Source organism: Shewanella sp. N2AIL, from assembly GCF_022690845.1.
In the GTDB taxonomy this organism is placed as follows: domain Bacteria; phylum Pseudomonadota; class Gammaproteobacteria; order Enterobacterales; family Shewanellaceae; genus Shewanella; species Shewanella baltica.
The window spans coordinates 64,843-81,343 of sequence record NZ_JALBYT010000002.1 but is presented as its reverse complement, the minus strand read 5'-3'; the positions used below and the strand labels follow the sequence as shown (position 1 = coordinate 81,343).

Sequence of the window (16,501 nt, the reverse complement as noted above, 5' to 3'; positions counted from 1 at the left end):
GGCTAAAGCCGCCCTTATTATCGTTACAGAGTACGAGCAATCTCGACGGTTTCGAATACTTCGATTTGGTCGCCTACGCGAACATCGTTGTAGTTCTTAACGCCAATACCACATTCCATACCATTGCGAACTTCAGCAACGTCGTCTTTAAAGCGACGTAGCGATTCAAGTTCACCTTCGTAGATAACAACGTTATCACGTAGTACGCGAATTGGTGCGCTACGCTTGATGGTACCTTCGGTAACCATACAGCCAGCAATTGCACCCAGCTTAGGTGATTTGAACACGTCACGAACTTCAGCCAGACCGATAATTTGTTGTTTGAATTCAGGAGACAGCATACCTGTCATCGCTGCACGAACTTCATCAATCAAATTATAGATAACGCTGTAGTAACGTAAATCAACACTTTCGCTGTCGATTGTCTTACGCGCTTGTGCATCGGCACGCACGTTAAAGCCAACCAGGATAGCGTTAGACGCTGCCGCTAAGGTTGCATCCGTTTCAGTAAGAGCACCCACACCGCGAGCGATGATGTTCACTTTCACTTCGTCGGTAGACAGACCGGTTAACGAGTCAGTAATCGCTTCGAGTGAACCTTGTACGTCTGCTTTAAGAACAATGTTCAGTTCTTTCACTTCGCCTTCAGTCATGTTCGCGAACATGTTTTCTAGCTTAGATTTTTGCTGACGTGCCAGTTTCACATCACGGAATTTGCCTTGACGATACAGGGCTACTTCACGCGCTTTACGCTCATCACGTACTACTGTTGCTTCATCACCTGCAGACGGAACGCCTGACAGACCCAGAATTTCAACAGGAATAGATGGACCCGCTTCAGTGATTGAACGACCGTTCTCGTCTTTCATTGCACGGATTTTACCGTACTCAAGACCACACAGGACGATATCACCTTGGCGTAGCGTACCTTCTTGAACCAAAATCGTAGCAACTGGGCCGCGACCTTTGTCCAATTGTGATTCAATGACCACACCGGCAGCCATACCATCACGTACCGCTTTCAGTTCGAGAACTTCAGCCTGCAGTAAGATACCTTCTAACAGTTCGTCAACGCCTTCACCTGTCTTAGCTGAAACGAAGGCAAACATGTTGTCTCCACCCCAATCTTCAGACATAACACCGTGTTGCGACAATTCACTCTTAACGCGATCGATATCCGCTTCCGGCTTATCCATCTTGTTCACAGCCACGATTAATGGCACGTTACCGGCTTTAGCATGTTGAATTGCTTCGATAGTTTGCGGCATTACACCGTCATCGGCAGCAACAACTAACACCACGATATCCGTTGCCTTGGCACCACGGGCACGCATTGCGGTAAACGCGGCGTGACCAGGAGTATCAAGGAAAGTGATCATGCCGTTTTCAGTTTCAACATGGTATGCACCGATATGCTGAGTAATACCACCGGCTTCGCCAGCAGCCACTTTAGCGCGGCGAATATAGTCGAGTAATGACGTTTTACCGTGGTCAACGTGACCCATGATAGTCACAACAGGAGCACGAGACTCTTGCTTGATGCCATCTTCATCGTCACGATCTTTAAGCACTTGGTGCTCAAGTTCGTTTTCACGGATAAGCACAACTTTGTGGCCCATTTCTTCAGCAACCATTTGGGCAGTCTCTTGATCCAACACTTGGTTGATCGTGACCATAGAACCCATTTTCATCATCTGTTTGATGATTTCAGTCGCTTTAACTGCCATTAAATGCGCAAGTTCAGAAACAGTAACTGTTTCACCGATACGCACATCACGGCTTACCGCTGCAACTGGCTTGTTGAAGCCGTGCGCCATAGACTCAGGTGCTGTACTGCGGTTACGCATGTGTTTTTCACGGCCGTCACGAGCATCTTTGCCGCCACGTTTTTTGGCGTTGCTCTTGTTACGAGCACGACGTCCGCGTTTTTCTTCATCCAGATCAGAAGTATCTTCAGCAGCACGAGCCACTTTAGAAGTCGTGATGTGGTGATCACCGTTTTTCTCGGCTTCTAGACGTTGGCGCTCTTCTTCGGCCCAACGCTTAGAATGTTCTTCAGCCAATAGGCGAGCAGTTTCTGCCGCTTTAGCCGCTTCTTCGTCTTGCTTACGTTTTGTCGCCGCTTCTTGTGCTGCTTTTAAACGTTCTGCTTCTAGACGAGCCGCTTCTGCTTCAGGTGACATATCTTTAACCACTTTTACTTCGGCTGCTGCTTTGGCTTTCGCCTTGGCTTCTGCATCCGCTTTTGCTTTCGCATCTGCTTCAGCTTTCGCTTTTACTGCCGCTGCCGCTGCAGCTTCTGCTTCGGCCTTTGCTTTTGCCAAAGCTTCTGCTTCGACTTTCGCTTCTTCTTCAGCCTTCAGAGTAGCCTCATTAGCATCACGCTTGACGAAAGTTCGTGTTTTACGAACTTCAACTTTAACATCTTTAGATTGACCACCATTACCGGCCACACTCAGGGTCGATACGGTTTTACGCTGCAGCGTCATTTTCGTTGGCGCATTTTCGCCACCGTGCTGCTTTTTCAGATAATCCAGTAACTGTTGCTTTTCAGCTTCAGTCACGTTATCAGCTTGGCCTTTCTTAATTCCAGCCTGAGAGAATTGCTCAATCAGACGTTCAACACTTTTACCCACTTCCGTGGCCAATTTCTCTACGGTAGTATCTGCCATCAGTTAAATCCCCCTGTTGATCGACTTATGCTTCTTCGCCAAACCAACAGATATTGCGGGCTGCCATGATGAGCTCACCTGCTTTTTCTTCTGTCAATTCTTCAATTTCGATCAAATCATCAATGCCTTGTTCAGCCAAGTCTTCTAGAGTCACAATACCTTTGCTAGCGAAAACATAGGCTAAGTGTCTGTCAACACCTTCAAGTGCTAGTAACTCTTCACTTGGCTCCACACCATCCAGTGCTTCTTCAGTAGCGAGAGCTCGAGTTGAGATCGCCGCTTTTGCACGTTCACGTAAGGCTTCAACGAGATCTTCGTCAAAACCGTCAATCGCCAATAGTTCAGACACAGGTACATAGGCAACTTCTTCGAGCGACGTAAAGCCCTCGTCCGCCAGTACTCGTGCAAAATCTTCATCGACATCCAGTGAGTTAACGAATAATTCAACCACCTTGGCACTTTCTGCCTGGTGTTTCTTATTCATATCTTCCACTGTCATAACGTTCAGAACCCAACCTGTCAGTTGTGTCGCTAAACGTACGTTCTGGCCATTACGTCCAATGGCTTGTGCCAAACTATCGGCTTCAACGGCGATATCCATAGAATGGTTATCTTCGTCAACTATGATAGAGGCAACATCGGCTGGCGCCATGGCATTGATCACGTATTGCGCTGGATTATCATCCCACAACACGATATCAACACGTTCGCCACCCAGTTCATTCGACACGGCTTGTACACGTGCACCACGCATACCCACACACGCACCGATTGGATCGATACGACGGTCATTCGACTTAACGGCGATTTTAGCGCGCGCGCCTGGATCACGAGCAGCGCCCATGATTTCAATCAGTTCGTCAGCAATTTCAGGTACTTCAACACGGAAAAGCTCGATCAGCATTTCAGGTTTAGTACGGCTTAAGAATAACTGTGCGCCGCGAGCTTCTGGACGTACTGAGTACAATAATGCACGTACGCGGTCGCCTGGACGGAAAGATTCACGTGAAATTAAATCTTCACGGAACAACACGCCGTCAGCGTTATTACCTAAGTCAACCACTACGCTTTCGCGAGTTGCTTTTTTGACTATACCAGTGATTAACTCACCTTCTTGATCTTGGAACTGTTCAACCACTTGAGCACGTTCAGCTTCACGTACTTTCTGTACGATCACTTGCTTAGCGGTTTGAGTGGTAATACGGTCAAACACCACGGACTCGATATCGTCTTCGATAAACTCGCCAGGTTGGATGTCTGGATTTTCGTATCGTGCCGCTTCTAACGTGATTTCGCGGTAAGGATTTTCTAACGCTTCACCGTGATCATCAACCACCATCCAACGACGGAAAGTATCATAACCACCGGTTTTACGGTCGATAGCAACACGAACGTCAATATCACCTTCGTATTTTTTCTTGGTTGCTGTGGCCAGAGCAATCTCTAGCGCTTCAAAAATTTTCTCGCGTGGAACGGCCTTTTCATTTGAAACCGCCTCAGCGACTAGCAGAATCTCTTTATTCATCTCGTCTTGCCTCGTTCACCTTGAAACCATCAAAACTTAGCGATTAAGTTGCCTTTGCGGATATTATCCAATGCGACAACTAACTCTTTACCATTCACTTTCAGTGAGAGCATTTGCCCGTCGACCGCAGTGATGGCGCCTTTTAAATTACGACTGCCGTCAACCGGCATAGTCAATTGAAGCTTTACATCCTCGCCCACATAGCCCGCATACTGCTCAGCAGTAAATAAGGGTCTATCAACGCCTGGCGAAGAAACCTCTAGGGTATATTCTGTAGAAATAGGATCTTCAACATCGAGTACAGCACTGACTTGGCGACTTGCATTGGCACAATCTTCAATATTGATACCATTCTCACCATCAATGAACACTCGCAGTGTGGAATGCTTACCCGCTTGAACATATTCAATGCCCCATAGCTGAAAGCCTAATGCTTCCACAGGTACTTTGAGCATTTCTGCCAGTCTGAATTCTAACGTTGCCAAGATTGACCCCCGAAAAAACAAAAAAGGGCTTAATAGCCCTAGTACAACGCCACATACGAAGTATGCGACAAATTTAAAAGTCCCAGATAACAAAAAACCCCGTAATCACGAGGTCATTAATTTCAAGAACCTGTAAACCATAACGAATTCAAACACTATTCGTTACTAGGAGCTGGTTGCGGGGGCCGGATTTGAACCGACGACCTTCGGGTTATGAGCCCGACGAGCTACCATGCTGCTCCACCCCGCGTCAACTGTGTGCAAGTATATTGACTATCGTCATTTCTTGCAATAACTAAGAGAGAACTTATCTCGTCTATCTTAGTTATATTTGGTGCCGAGAGCGGGACTTGAACCCGCACGACCGTTAGGTCACAGCCACCTCAAGGCTGCGCGTCTACCAATTTCGCCACCTCGGCGACACCTTTTACTAGTCAGGAATTTTCGTTTCTGACTTTTGGGTTCCTTGCTCAACAGGTTGTGTGACCTGTTCAGTGTCTGAACCTAAATTTTTCCATGAATCTTCATTTTTTGCGTGGTTTGCACTTAAGTTGCCAATTAGCAGACTTAAAGTAAAAAACGCAATGGCAAGAATTGCCGTAGTGCGTGTCAGGAAGTTACCTGAACCGCTTGAACCAAACAGAGTACCTGATGCACCGGCGCCAAAAGAGGCCCCCATGTCAGCTCCCTTACCTTGCTGAATTAATACTAGGCCGATCAGACCTAATGCAACCAACAAGTAAATAACTACTAGAACTTCATACATATTATGCGCTCATCGCTATGGTACACAGACTTAAAAACTCGCTAGAGTTTAAGCTAGCACCGCCAATCAGTCCACCATCAACATCAGGTTGGGCAAATAAATCTGCAGCATTACTCGGTGTTACACTACCACCGTAGAGAATCCTGATATTTTCTCCGATAAACGGAGACACTTCAGATAGGCGTTTGCGAATAAACGCATGAACTTCTTGTGCCTGCTCTGGTGTAGCGCTTTTACCTGTCCCTACAGCCCAAAGTGGCTCGTAGGCGATAATGGCGTTATCAAAAGCCATAGTGCCGTTTTTCTGGATCACTATATCCAACTCTTCCGCAATCACCTCAAAGGTGCGTCTTGCTTCACGTGCTGGACCTGACTCACCCACACATAAAATGGGAGTTAAGCCATGCTTTTGTGCAGCGGCGAATTTCTCCGCTACGATATTACTCGTCTCTCCGTACATACGGCGACGTTCTGAATGTCCGATAATCACATATCGACATCCTGAATCTTTGAGCATCTGACCTGAAACTTCTCCGGTATAAGCGCCAAAGTCGTGTTGACTTAGGTTTTGTGCGCCCATCCTAACAAGTGAACCGTCTAACGCTTCCTTGTTTGCTTCTAGCAGTTGCCTAACGCTCTCTAGATAGATAGAAGGCGGGCATAAAACCACTTCAGCTGAATCATTTTGGAGCTTATAGGCAAATTTTTTGAACAACTCTTGGGCTAATGCCGCACTGCCGTTCATCTTCCAATTGCCAGCTACCATAGGACGTCTGAGTGCCATCACTGTCTCCTCTGAAAGCGGCGTGAATAATAGCGAACCACTTATTAAGTTACAATAGCTAAATTCGAATTTTTTCAGATATCAGGTTGGAATGCTTATTTTTTACACGCCAAAGCTGATTTCTGTTCATTTGTGCAGCTAACACCTTAATTTTAAATTGGTATCAGCCGCACTCATTACAAAATAGGCAAATATTAGCTTGCCGATTTTACGGCATCCGCAATCAAATTTGCGTGCGCCAATACTGCACTATGATCGTCACCTTCTACCATGACACGGATCAAAGGTTCAGTACCTGACTTACGTAATAGTACTCGACCACGCACCCCAAGCTCAGATTCAACCTTTGCCTGCGCCGCTTTTACTTTATCTGACTTGAGTGGGTCATGCTCGCCCTCAAAGCGCACATTGACTAACACCTGTGGCAACATTTCCATCGCCGAAGTCAGTTCTTCTAGCGTGGCATTTTGGCGACGCATGGCCGCTAACACTAAAATCCCCGCGACAATACCATCACCGGTTGTGCCGTGGTCAAGATTAAGGATATGCCCTGAATTCTCGCCACCGATGCGCCAATCGAGTTCTTTCAGTAACTCCATCACATAGCGGTCGCCCACTTTTGAACGCGCAAAGGGAATATCTAGTGCTTGCAAGGCTAAATCAAGCCCAAGATTCGACATCAAGGTGCCGACCACACCACCGCGCAATACGCCGCGAGATTTCGCATCACAGGCAAGAATATATAAAATCTGGTCGCCGTCGATGACTTCGCCTTTGCTGTTAACCATCATAATGCGGTCACCATCGCCGTCGAGCGCGATACCTAAATCGGCACTTTCGGCCAAAACGGTTTCACAAATCTTGCCCATGGACGTTGCGCCCACTTTATCATTGATGTTCATCCCGTTAGGCTTATCACCAATGGCAATCACCTCGGCGCCTAACTCTCGAAACACAGCTGGTGCTATGTGATAAGTTGCGCCATGGGCACAATCGACCACAATTTTTAGCCCAGTTAACGTGTGCTCTGCAGGGAAATTACCTTTACAATACTCGATATAACGGCCACGGGCATCTTCAATGCGCGACACTTTGCCAAGCAGATGTGATTCAACGCAAACGAGTGGCTTTTCAAGTTCGGCTTCAATTTCTAGCTCTAAGTTATCGTCTAACTTACTGCCGTCGGTCGAGAAAAATTTAATGCCGTTATCGTAATAAGGATTGTGTGATGCGCTGATCACCACCCCAGCTTCGGCGCGAAACGTACGCGTCAAATAGGCGACTGCGGGCGTGGGCATAGGCCCCATTAACATCACATTAAGACCTGCGGCAGAAAGACCCGCTTCTAATGCCGACTCAAACATATAACCTGAAATACGGGTATCTTTACCTATGATCACCTTTTTGGTACCACTGCGGGATAATACGCGACCCGCTGCCCAACCTAATTTCAGTGCAAGCTCAGGCGTCATTTGACCTGAACCGACCTTTCCCCGAATACCGTCAGTTCCAAAAAATTTACGTTCTTTCATATCGCCCCACAAACTCAAATGTGTCCCAATGATTTGGGATCATAATATTAATTAAATGCTTAACGAGAGCATAACGATGCTTAAAAATACGCTTGTGTCGCTTGTAACACCTTGAGCATATCCACAGTTTCAGCAACATCATGCACGCGAATGATATGAGCTCCCTTTTGGGCCGCTATCATAGCGCCAGCAAGGCTCCCAGCAAGACGCTCTGAGGTCGGTTTTGCTAAGAGGTTCCCTATCATGCTCTTACGAGACAATCCTATCAATACGGGTAAATCAAACTTGGTAAAAGAATCGAGCTTTGCCAGTAATTCATAGTTATGTTCTAAGCTTTTACCAAAGCCAAATCCCGGATCGAGGATGAGTAATTCACGGGGGATCCCAGCTTGTAAGCAAGCGTCAATCCGCTCGGTTAAAAAGCCAGAAACTTCTTCAATAACATCATAATAAGTTGGCGAAGACTGCATGTTCTTCGGCTCACCCTGCATATGCATTAAACATATTGGGACGTGCAACTCTGCGGCGGCTTCGAGCGCACCAGGTTCCATCAAGGCACGCACATCATTAATCAGGTGTGCACCCGCAGCGACAGCTTGACGCATCACTTCAGCTTTACTGGTATCTACCGAAATCCACACATCATGGTGCGTCGCCACATATTTTACTAACGGGATCACCCGCGCAAGTTCATCGGCTAGGCTCACCTCGGCGGCGCCGGGCCTTGTCGACTCTCCACCAATGTCTATCATCCCCGCGCCTTGAGCCACCATGTCATCGGCATGCTGACAGGCAAGTTCATAGGAAGAATATTGACCACCGTCGGAAAAGGAATCGGGAGTGACATTCAGAATGCCCATCACAATGGGCGAAGATAACGCGAGGCGTTTAGTGCCAGCAATCAGTTCAAACACGCATTTACTCCAGTAATACGAACACTTACGATTTTACCTATAGGTATAACTAGCGTCATTAGTTTTAGCCTTCACTTTCTATCTAAGGTGACTGATGTCAAAGGCGAAATATCAGTAATGGCAAAGTGGATAAATGACAGCGCAGTCAAATTGCTAACAAGATAAAACAAGAAAACCCCTTTACGGGGTTTTCTTTTATCTCACAACAAATTACTTAGCAGGTGATTCATCAGGCTCTTTCAAGTCTGGTTCAGCAGACGCTGTAGTCACAGTATCTTCAGCTTTCTCAGCTGGTTCACCATGACCGCTGCCTTTGTCGTTAGAACCATGGTCATCCACTTGCCAATCGGCAGGTTGGCGCACTTCACGACGCTTCATTAAATCGTCAATTTGAAGTGAATCAATGGTTTCATACTTCATTAGAGCTTCTTTCATCGAGTGCAGAATATCGAGGTTATCGGTCAATATCTGTCTCGCTCTCGCGTAGTTCTTGTCGATAAAGACTTTCACTTCAGCGTCGATGATAGTTGCAGTTTCATCGGACATGGCTTTGGCTTTACCCATGCTGCGACCTAAGAACACTTCACCGTCTTCTTCGGCATACAGTAATGGACCTAGCTTGTCCGAGAAGCCCCACTGAGTCACCATGTTACGCGCAATAGAGGTCGCGTATTTGATGTCCTGTGATGCGCCAGTCGACACCTTTTCAGTACCGTAGATAAGCTCTTCTGCTAAACGACCGCCGTAGGCGACTGAAATTTGGCTTTCTAACTTACGACGGCTCTGACTTACTGAGTCAGCTTCAGGTAAGAAGAAAGTCACGCCCAGTGCGCGGCCGCGAGGAATGATAGTGACCTTGTGCACAGGATCGTGCTCTGGTACTAAACAACCTACAATTGCATGGCCCGCTTCGTGGTAAGCCGTCATTTCTTTTTCAGCTTCAGACATCACCATAGAACGGCGCTCAGCACCCATCATGATTTTATCTTTAGCACGCTCAAATTCTTCCATGCCCACAACTCGGCGATTTCCACGAGCCGCAAACAGGGCCGCTTCGTTCACTAAGTTAGCTAAGTCAGCACCGGAGAAACCTGGCGTACCACGGGCAATCACGCTTGCTTTGACATCTTCAGAAAGCGGCACTTTACGCATATGCACTTTCAAAATCTGCTCACGACCACGCACATCAGGCAAACCAACAACCACTTGACGGTCAAAACGACCTGGACGCAGCAGTGCTGAATCGAGTACGTCTGGACGGTTAGTTGCCGCGATAACGATAACGCCTTCATTACCTTCGAAGCCGTCCATCTCAACCAGCATTTGGTTCAGTGTTTGCTCACGTTCATCATGACCACCGCCTAAACCCGCGCCGCGTTGACGACCGACCGCATCGATTTCATCGATAAAGATGATACAAGGTGCAGATTTTTTCGCCTGTTCGAACATGTCACGCACACGGGATGCACCAACACCAACAAACATTTCAACGAAATCAGAACCCGAGATAGTGAAGAAAGGTACTTTAGATTCTCCCGCAATGGCTTTCGCCAGCAAGGTTTTACCTGTACCTGGAGGACCCACCATCAGCACGCCCGTTGGAATACGGCCGCCCAATTTTTGGAATTTAGTTGGGTCACGCAGATAATCAACTAACTCTTTCACTTCTTCTTTTGCTTCGTCACAACCAGCAACATCGGCAAACGTCGTTTTAATCTGATCCTCGCTCATCAGCTTGGCTTTGCTCTTACCAAAGGACATCGCGCCTTTGCCACCGCCGCCTTGCATCTGGCGCATGAAGAAAATCCATACCCCGATAAGCAATAACATAGGGAACCAAGAGATGAAGATTTGGGTTAGGAACCCAGATTCTTCGGCTTCTTGGCCCTTCATGGTGATGCCTTTACGATCAAGATCATTAATTAAATCTTGGTCATATAACGGCATGATAGTTGTGAACTTTTCACCCGTTCGCTTAGCACCTTCAATAGTACGTTGGTCGCTTTTAACTTCAACAGTAGCGACCTGCCCATCACGGACATTATCTAAGAAGGTAGAATAATCCATCTTCTGCGATGACGAAGAAGAGGGGGAGTAACCCTGAAACACTGACATCAGCACAACGGCGATGACAACCCAGAGTATTAGATTTTTTGCCATGTCACTCAAATTACTAGACCTCATTAAGTCTTGCGATTATTAACGCTAGGTTACTACAACTTGTACCCAGTCGCCACAAGATAGACTTCACGGGAACGCGCTCGTGAAGAGTCTGGTTTACGTGTTTTAACGACTTTAAACACTGCTTTTACCGCTTTCATGTATTCGTCAAAGCCCTCCCCCTGAAAGACTTTTACCGCAAAACAGCCATTAGGAGCCAATACTTGATGGCACATATCTAACGCCAACTCCACTAAATACATGGCACGGGGTTGATCAACACTATCTGAACCACTCATGTTGGGCGCCATATCAGACAACACAACGTCAACCTTAGCATCACCGACGCGAGTAAGTAATGCTTGAAGGACTTTATCTTCACGAAAATCCCCTTGCAGAAAGTCTACCCCGACGATGGGATCCATAGGCAAAATGTCACAGGCGATGACTTTACCTCTATCTCCCGCTAATTTAACTGCCACTTGAGACCAACCTCCCGGAGCAGCACCGAGATCAACCACAGTCATGCCTGGGCGAATCAGTTGATCCTTTTGCTGGATCTCCTCAAGCTTAAACGCAGCGCGAGATCGCAAGCCCATTTTTTGGGCGAGTTTGACATAGTGATCATCAAAGTGTTCTAGCATCCAGCGATTAGAACTGGCCGTACGTTTTATACCTGACATTTAAAATCCGCAACAATTGAGAGTTACACAAAGGCTATATAAGGGTAGAATAGCCGTTTTTCAACAGTAACTCAGCAAAAGTTGGTAGAAATGAACTTAACAACCAAACAAAAACAGCATTTAAAAGGTCTAGCGCATCCGCTAAAGCCAGTGGTGCTGCTTGGTGCCAATGGATTGACTGAAGGTGTACTCGCTGAAATTGAAAGCGCACTCGCTTATCATGAATTGATTAAAGTGAAAGTAGCCTCTGCCGACAGAGAGCTAAAAAATGCCATCGTTGATGCCATAGTACGTGAAACTCAATCCGCAAAAGTGCAACTTATTGGTCATATTCTGGTGATTTATCGTCAATCACCAGAAATGAAGATTGCTTTGCCAAAGGCAAAGTAATTTTTCTTGATTTTTATTGTGTTAACAAAGAGGCCACTCAATTGAGTGGCCTCTTTGTTTTTACTAAAAATTAAAATAAAGCACTAAGGCGTATCAGAAATCACTTGTTCCTTATAATGCTCAGGCGTTAAACCTAACAATTCAGGCAATGAGGTGCCAACAGAAATCGATGAGAATGTCCCGGTTAAAATACCGATAAACATCGCTATCGAGAATCCTTCCAGCGGCCCACCGCCCATGATCCACAGCGCACCGACCGTCATTAATGTTGTCCCTGACGTCACCATAGTACGGGAGAATGTCGCCACAATCGCTTGGTTATTAATTTCTTGAATCGCAAGCTTTGGCTTAGCAATCAATAATTCACGAATACGGTCGGCAATAATGATCGAGTCATTTAACGAATAGCCTAAAATCGCCAGCACAGCCGCCAGTACCGTTAAATTAAACTCCATCTGCGTCAGCGCAAAAAATGCCAGTACGAACACAACGTCGTGCACTAGCGCAAACAAAGCGCCCGATGCGAGTCGCCACTCGAAGCGATAACTTAAATAGCCTAAAATACACAGCATAGCGACTAACAGCGCTAACCCACCCTGCTCCGCCAGTTCTTGACCAATCTGCGGCCCAACAACGCTGCTGTTAAGGACTTGCACTTCAGAGTTAAGTGGCGCTAATGCCTGCTGAATATCGACATTGCTTTGCTCAGTATCAGCACTCTTTAAATCACCATAGCGTAATACCCAACGGCCCGGCTCACTGGCCGAGATCACAGAGACTTCCTGCTGATAGGCAGCGTTAAGCAAAGGTTGTAACTCACTGCTGGTGATTTTTCTATCGAGCTGAACTTCAGTCACCACACCACCGGTAAAGTCTAATCCCCAGTTAAAACCCTTTACACCTATGATGGCTAATGACGTTATCATCAATAAAATTGAGATAGCACTGGAGACATAACGCCATTTTGTTAGATTAATATTTTTCATGGTTATACCCTCACATGACGACTAGCATCACGTCCGTAAACTAAGTTAATCAAGGCTCTTGAAGCAAAAATACCGGTAAACATGCTGGTCAACAGACCTAGACCTAAGGTCAAGGCGAAACCTTGAATTGGGCCATTACCGATGGAATACAGCACGACAGCCGTGATCATAGTGGTGAAGTTAGCGTCGAAAATGGTCGAAAACGCACTATCAAACCCCGTATCAATTGCCAGCGCAAAACTGCGTCCTTCTTTTAACTTGTCTTTTATTCGCTCAAAAATCAGCACGTTGGTATCGACGGCCATACCAACTGTTAACACCAAGCCAGCAATACCGGGTAAGGTCAACACAGCACCAGGAATAAGCGCCAGTAGGCCGAACAAGATCACCATGTTAGAAATCAGCGCAATATTCGCCACCCAACCGAGACGGCGATACCAAAGCGCCATAAACAACAAGGTAATGCCCATGCCTAGACCAAGCGCTGCAAAACCGTTTTCAATGTTTTCAGCACCTAGCGTTGGGCCAATGGTGCGCTCTTCCACAATCGTCACGGGCGCCGTCATAGAGCCCGCTCTCAGTAACAGGGCTAATTGCTGCGCTTCTTGATAGGTGCCAGCGCCAGTGATGCGGAAGCGGTCTCCAAGCTGGGATTGAATGGTCGCGACGCTGATAATCTCTTGAGTTTGCTTAGCCTTACCTTGTTCATCACGGCTGTATTCGCTGTAAGACGTCGCCATAGGTTTGCCGATATTGGTTCGGGAGAACTCAGACATTTTCTGCCCACCGACACGGTCGAGGTTAATGTTCACCTCGGCCATGCCCATCTCACCTAAACTCGCTCTGGCATCGACAATGTGATCGCCACCCAGCACAGGCGTGCGGCTCACATAAATAGGCTTACCCGACTTGTCGTTAAGCACCATGGCATTCACAGAGCCTGACTCTTTCACCTCGAAAAAAGCCAGACTCGCTGTAGCACCAATGACGTTTTTCGCGGCTGCAGGATCTTGCACGCCAGGCAACTCAATCCGAATTCGATGATCGCCTTGGCGCTGCACTAAGGCTTCTGTGATGCCAAGTTCTTCAATACGACTGCGCATAACTTGCAAGTTTTGCTGCACAGTCAAATTACGCAGTTTAGTTTGTTCCTCTTGGCTCAACTTAATCTGTAAACCCGCGCCATCGGTATTGGATAATTGCCAATTTGGATAGGACTGTTTCATCATCTGACGCACGGCGGCGCGGGCGTCATTATCGGGCAGCGTCAGGTTTAACTGGTTAGTTTGATCCAAATAGACGCTGGCGCCACGGATCTTCTGCTCACGGATGAATTGGCGTAGCGAATCAACTAACGCCTCACCCTGAGTTTGATACACAGGATCAACATCCACATCGAGTAGAAACTGCACCCCACCACGTAAGTCGAGCCCTAGTTTAATCGGCTGAAAACCTAAGTTTTGCAACCAACTCGGCGCGGCACTGGCAAGGGATAAGGTCAACTCTTTGGGCTCTGTCACCATAGACGAAACCAAGGTTTTGACTAAGGTTTGTTGGTTATCCGCATCGAGGACAATTAAGGTTTCACCATTTTTTTGGTCGATGCGTTTTACCGTCACGCCTTCAGCTTGCAGCTTATCTCTAAGGGCTACGGGCGTGAGTGTTAACCCCGCCTTAGCGCCCACTTGCACCGCGGCATCCTCACCATAAAATGTTGGCAAGGCACTGAATAACATCACTATGATGGTGACGATAAGGACTATATATTTCCAAGCTGAATAGTGATTTAGCAGCCGTTTATTAGGTTTTCTTTCCATGGGATTAACTCGCTATTTATCACCTAACTTTTAAATCAAAAGCTAAGCGAACATATTGATATCAGTCCGAAACCTATCATTGAGCACCAGCAAATCTAGCCAGTTAGACTCAAGTCATCACAGCGAATGTAGCCGCGATAGAGATGGTTTCGGTGAGAACAAAAATGCAATGGCATGCAAGTTCAACGGGAGTGGACTCCTGTCGATAGCACACCTAAATAGGCGGGTTAAGCGGCTTGTTGGCTAAATCGATATTGAAGATTTGAGACTTTCCAACCCGAAATTCGAGCGGGGGAAGATACGGCAGAAAGGGTCCAATCTGATGCGATATCCAGATCGGTCGGTTCAACGACATTGAGTGTAGGTTCGGCGGTGAAGTCTAACGCGAGTACATATACCGGCTTCACCTCACGCACATCGTGCTGGGCAAGACTGATAAAGCGCGGCGAATTTATTGGGGCAAAATTTAAGTCGTCCGAATGACTCACGTAATCAGAGCTTGGACAAGGTGCTGGCTGGGATGCTGAGTCTGAATTGATGCGATTGGCATCATGAGTATGCAATGAGCCGCAACTTTCAACGGTTTGCGCATCAGACTGTACATTAGATTGGGCATTGAGCTGTGCATTGTCTTGGGTGATAGCGTCGGCATCGGACAAGCTTTGAGGCTCAGTGCTTGGCTTTGCATGGGGAGTTGAGCTATCAAGACTCACAGTGTTCATCTGAGCCGTTTGCTTCAGAGCTGTGTGTTTCTGAGCATAATGGCGAGTGGCATCACTGCGTTGTACTGAGGTTTTTGGCGTATAGCTAGCCGAGTGCGCGATCAACATGATCGCCACGCAAACTAACATCAATCCTGTACGCCAATGTTTTACCAAAGCGTTCCCTCTTATAAAACGAAAGATAAACCCAGTCACGCTTAGCTTTTAATACTTAGCTGTGGGTTTATAAAGCGAAACTCGCGCTAAATCAATTACACAATACTGAGTTAATTCTGATGAAACTTTATGATAAAGCTAGAATTGAAGCTTAAGTAAAAGTGCACCAAGAGACAAATTAATCTTTATCCATCTTTCAAGTTCAACCCTGAAGCGCCTTCTCCATCCTTGGCTAAACCTTAAGTTCGAACGCAAAGTGCAATCCTAAACACGCATACAAACTCAATTAGCAGATAACAAAAAACCGCCCTAGGGCGGTTTTAGAACGAGCGAGAATCACACTCTCGGCACGATTTAGCAGACTCTATAGCTAAATCGATTTACTGATTATAAATACTGTACTGAGATGATTTCGTAATCTGTCATGCCACCAGGTGTGGTAATCGACACTTCATCACCTTCATTTTTACCCACTAAGCCACGGGCTATCGGTGAGTTCACTGAAATCAGGTTTTCTTTAATATTCGCTTCATCATCGCCGACTATGCGATAAGTCACTTCAACGTCGGTATCGAGATTTAAAATAGTCACAGTGGCGCCAAAAATAATACGACCGTTGTTCACCATCTTAGTGACGTCGATAATTTGCGCGTTAGATAACTTACCTTCAATATCACGGATACGTGCTTCACAAATACCTTGGTCTTCACGAGCCGCATGGTATTCCGCGTTTTCTTTCAGGTCGCCTAGCTCTCTCGCAGAGGCAATCGCTTCAGTGATCTTAGGGCGACGGTCAAACTTGAGAATATCTAACTCTTTACGCAGCTGTTCTGCACCGACAACTGTCATAGGAACCTTAGTCATAACTTCTTTCGTCTCCTTTAAAACAAAAGCAACCCGTGCCAACGC

14 protein-coding genes and 2 tRNA genes are annotated in these 16,501 nt (G+C 46.7%); 1 reads left to right on the top strand and 15 read right to left on the bottom strand.

Going from position 1 to position 16,501, the window contains the following annotated elements:
• Positions 1-23 precede the first annotated feature (23 nt).
• The 11 genes from infB to rlmE form a co-directional block, all read right to left on the bottom strand.
• Positions 24-2,672, bottom strand: a complete 2,649-nt coding sequence (infB, locus tag MO387_RS02080; RefSeq protein WP_107948731.1) for a translation initiation factor IF-2 — start codon at positions 2,670-2,672, stop codon at positions 24-26.
• Positions 2,673-2,697: 25 nt separating this feature from the next.
• The gene (nusA, locus tag MO387_RS02075) at positions 2,698-4,197 is read right to left on the bottom strand and encodes a transcription termination factor NusA (protein WP_107948734.1); all 1,500 of its coding nucleotides are present in this window, start codon (positions 4,195-4,197) and stop codon (positions 2,698-2,700) included.
• A 29-nt stretch (positions 4,198-4,226) separates the two neighbouring features.
• Positions 4,227-4,682 (bottom strand): ribosome maturation factor RimP, encoded by a 456-nt coding sequence (gene rimP / locus MO387_RS02070; RefSeq protein ID WP_006082718.1) that lies wholly within the window; start codon positions 4,680-4,682, stop codon positions 4,227-4,229.
• A gap of 173 nt (positions 4,683-4,855) precedes the next feature.
• Positions 4,856-4,932 (bottom strand) — tRNA-Met (locus tag MO387_RS02065).
• An 82-nt stretch (positions 4,933-5,014) separates the two neighbouring features.
• A tRNA-Leu gene (locus MO387_RS02060) sits at positions 5,015-5,101 on the bottom strand.
• Between the two features lie 11 nt (positions 5,102-5,112).
• Positions 5,113-5,448 (bottom strand): preprotein translocase subunit SecG, encoded by a 336-nt coding sequence (secG, locus tag MO387_RS02055; protein ID WP_006082719.1) that lies wholly within the window; start codon positions 5,446-5,448, stop codon positions 5,113-5,115.
• Position 5,449: 1 nt separating this feature from the next.
• Positions 5,450-6,232, bottom strand: coding sequence for a triose-phosphate isomerase (tpiA, locus tag MO387_RS02050; RefSeq protein ID WP_242325959.1), 783 nt, complete (start codon positions 6,230-6,232; stop codon positions 5,450-5,452).
• Positions 6,233-6,426: 194 nt separating this feature from the next.
• Complete coding sequence (glmM, locus tag MO387_RS02045; protein WP_242325957.1) at positions 6,427-7,764, bottom strand: phosphoglucosamine mutase; 1,338 nt, start codon at positions 7,762-7,764, stop codon at positions 6,427-6,429.
• Positions 7,765-7,844: 80 nt separating this feature from the next.
• On the bottom strand, positions 7,845-8,678 hold the full coding sequence (folP, locus tag MO387_RS02040) for a dihydropteroate synthase (RefSeq protein ID WP_107403988.1): 834 nt from the start codon (positions 8,676-8,678) through the stop codon (positions 7,845-7,847).
• Between the two features lie 210 nt (positions 8,679-8,888).
• A complete protein-coding gene (gene ftsH, locus MO387_RS02035; protein ID WP_011847519.1) occupies positions 8,889-10,862 on the bottom strand; it encodes an ATP-dependent zinc metalloprotease FtsH in 1,974 nt (657 codons plus the stop codon).
• 29 nt (positions 10,863-10,891) lie between these two features.
• Positions 10,892-11,521 (bottom strand): 23S rRNA (uridine(2552)-2'-O)-methyltransferase RlmE, encoded by a 630-nt coding sequence (gene rlmE / locus MO387_RS02030; RefSeq protein ID WP_006082724.1) that lies wholly within the window; start codon positions 11,519-11,521, stop codon positions 10,892-10,894.
• Between the two features lie 90 nt (positions 11,522-11,611).
• Here rlmE and yhbY point away from each other — a divergent pair, with 90 nt between their 5' ends.
• On the top strand, positions 11,612-11,911 hold the full coding sequence (gene yhbY / locus MO387_RS02025) for a ribosome assembly RNA-binding protein YhbY (protein WP_006082725.1): 300 nt from the start codon (positions 11,612-11,614) through the stop codon (positions 11,909-11,911).
• An 83-nt stretch (positions 11,912-11,994) separates the two neighbouring features.
• Here the strand turns inward: yhbY and secF are convergent, their stop codons facing one another.
• The 4 genes from secF to greA all read right to left on the bottom strand — a co-directional run bounded on the left by secF (position 11,995) and on the right by greA (position 16,456).
• Complete coding sequence (gene secF, locus MO387_RS02020) at positions 11,995-12,897, bottom strand: protein translocase subunit SecF (RefSeq protein ID WP_242325955.1); 903 nt, start codon at positions 12,895-12,897, stop codon at positions 11,995-11,997.
• Positions 12,898-12,899: 2 nt separating this feature from the next.
• Entirely contained in the window at positions 12,900-14,714 is a 1,815-nt protein-coding gene (secD, locus tag MO387_RS02015; protein ID WP_107403985.1) for a protein translocase subunit SecD, read from the bottom strand.
• A 227-nt stretch (positions 14,715-14,941) separates the two neighbouring features.
• Complete coding sequence (locus MO387_RS02010) at positions 14,942-15,565, bottom strand: hypothetical protein (RefSeq protein WP_011847522.1); 624 nt, start codon at positions 15,563-15,565, stop codon at positions 14,942-14,944.
• Positions 15,566-15,979: 414 nt separating this feature from the next.
• On the bottom strand, positions 15,980-16,456 hold the full coding sequence (gene greA / locus MO387_RS02005; RefSeq protein ID WP_006082729.1) for a transcription elongation factor GreA: 477 nt from the start codon (positions 16,454-16,456) through the stop codon (positions 15,980-15,982).
• Positions 16,457-16,501: the final 45 nt, after the last annotated feature.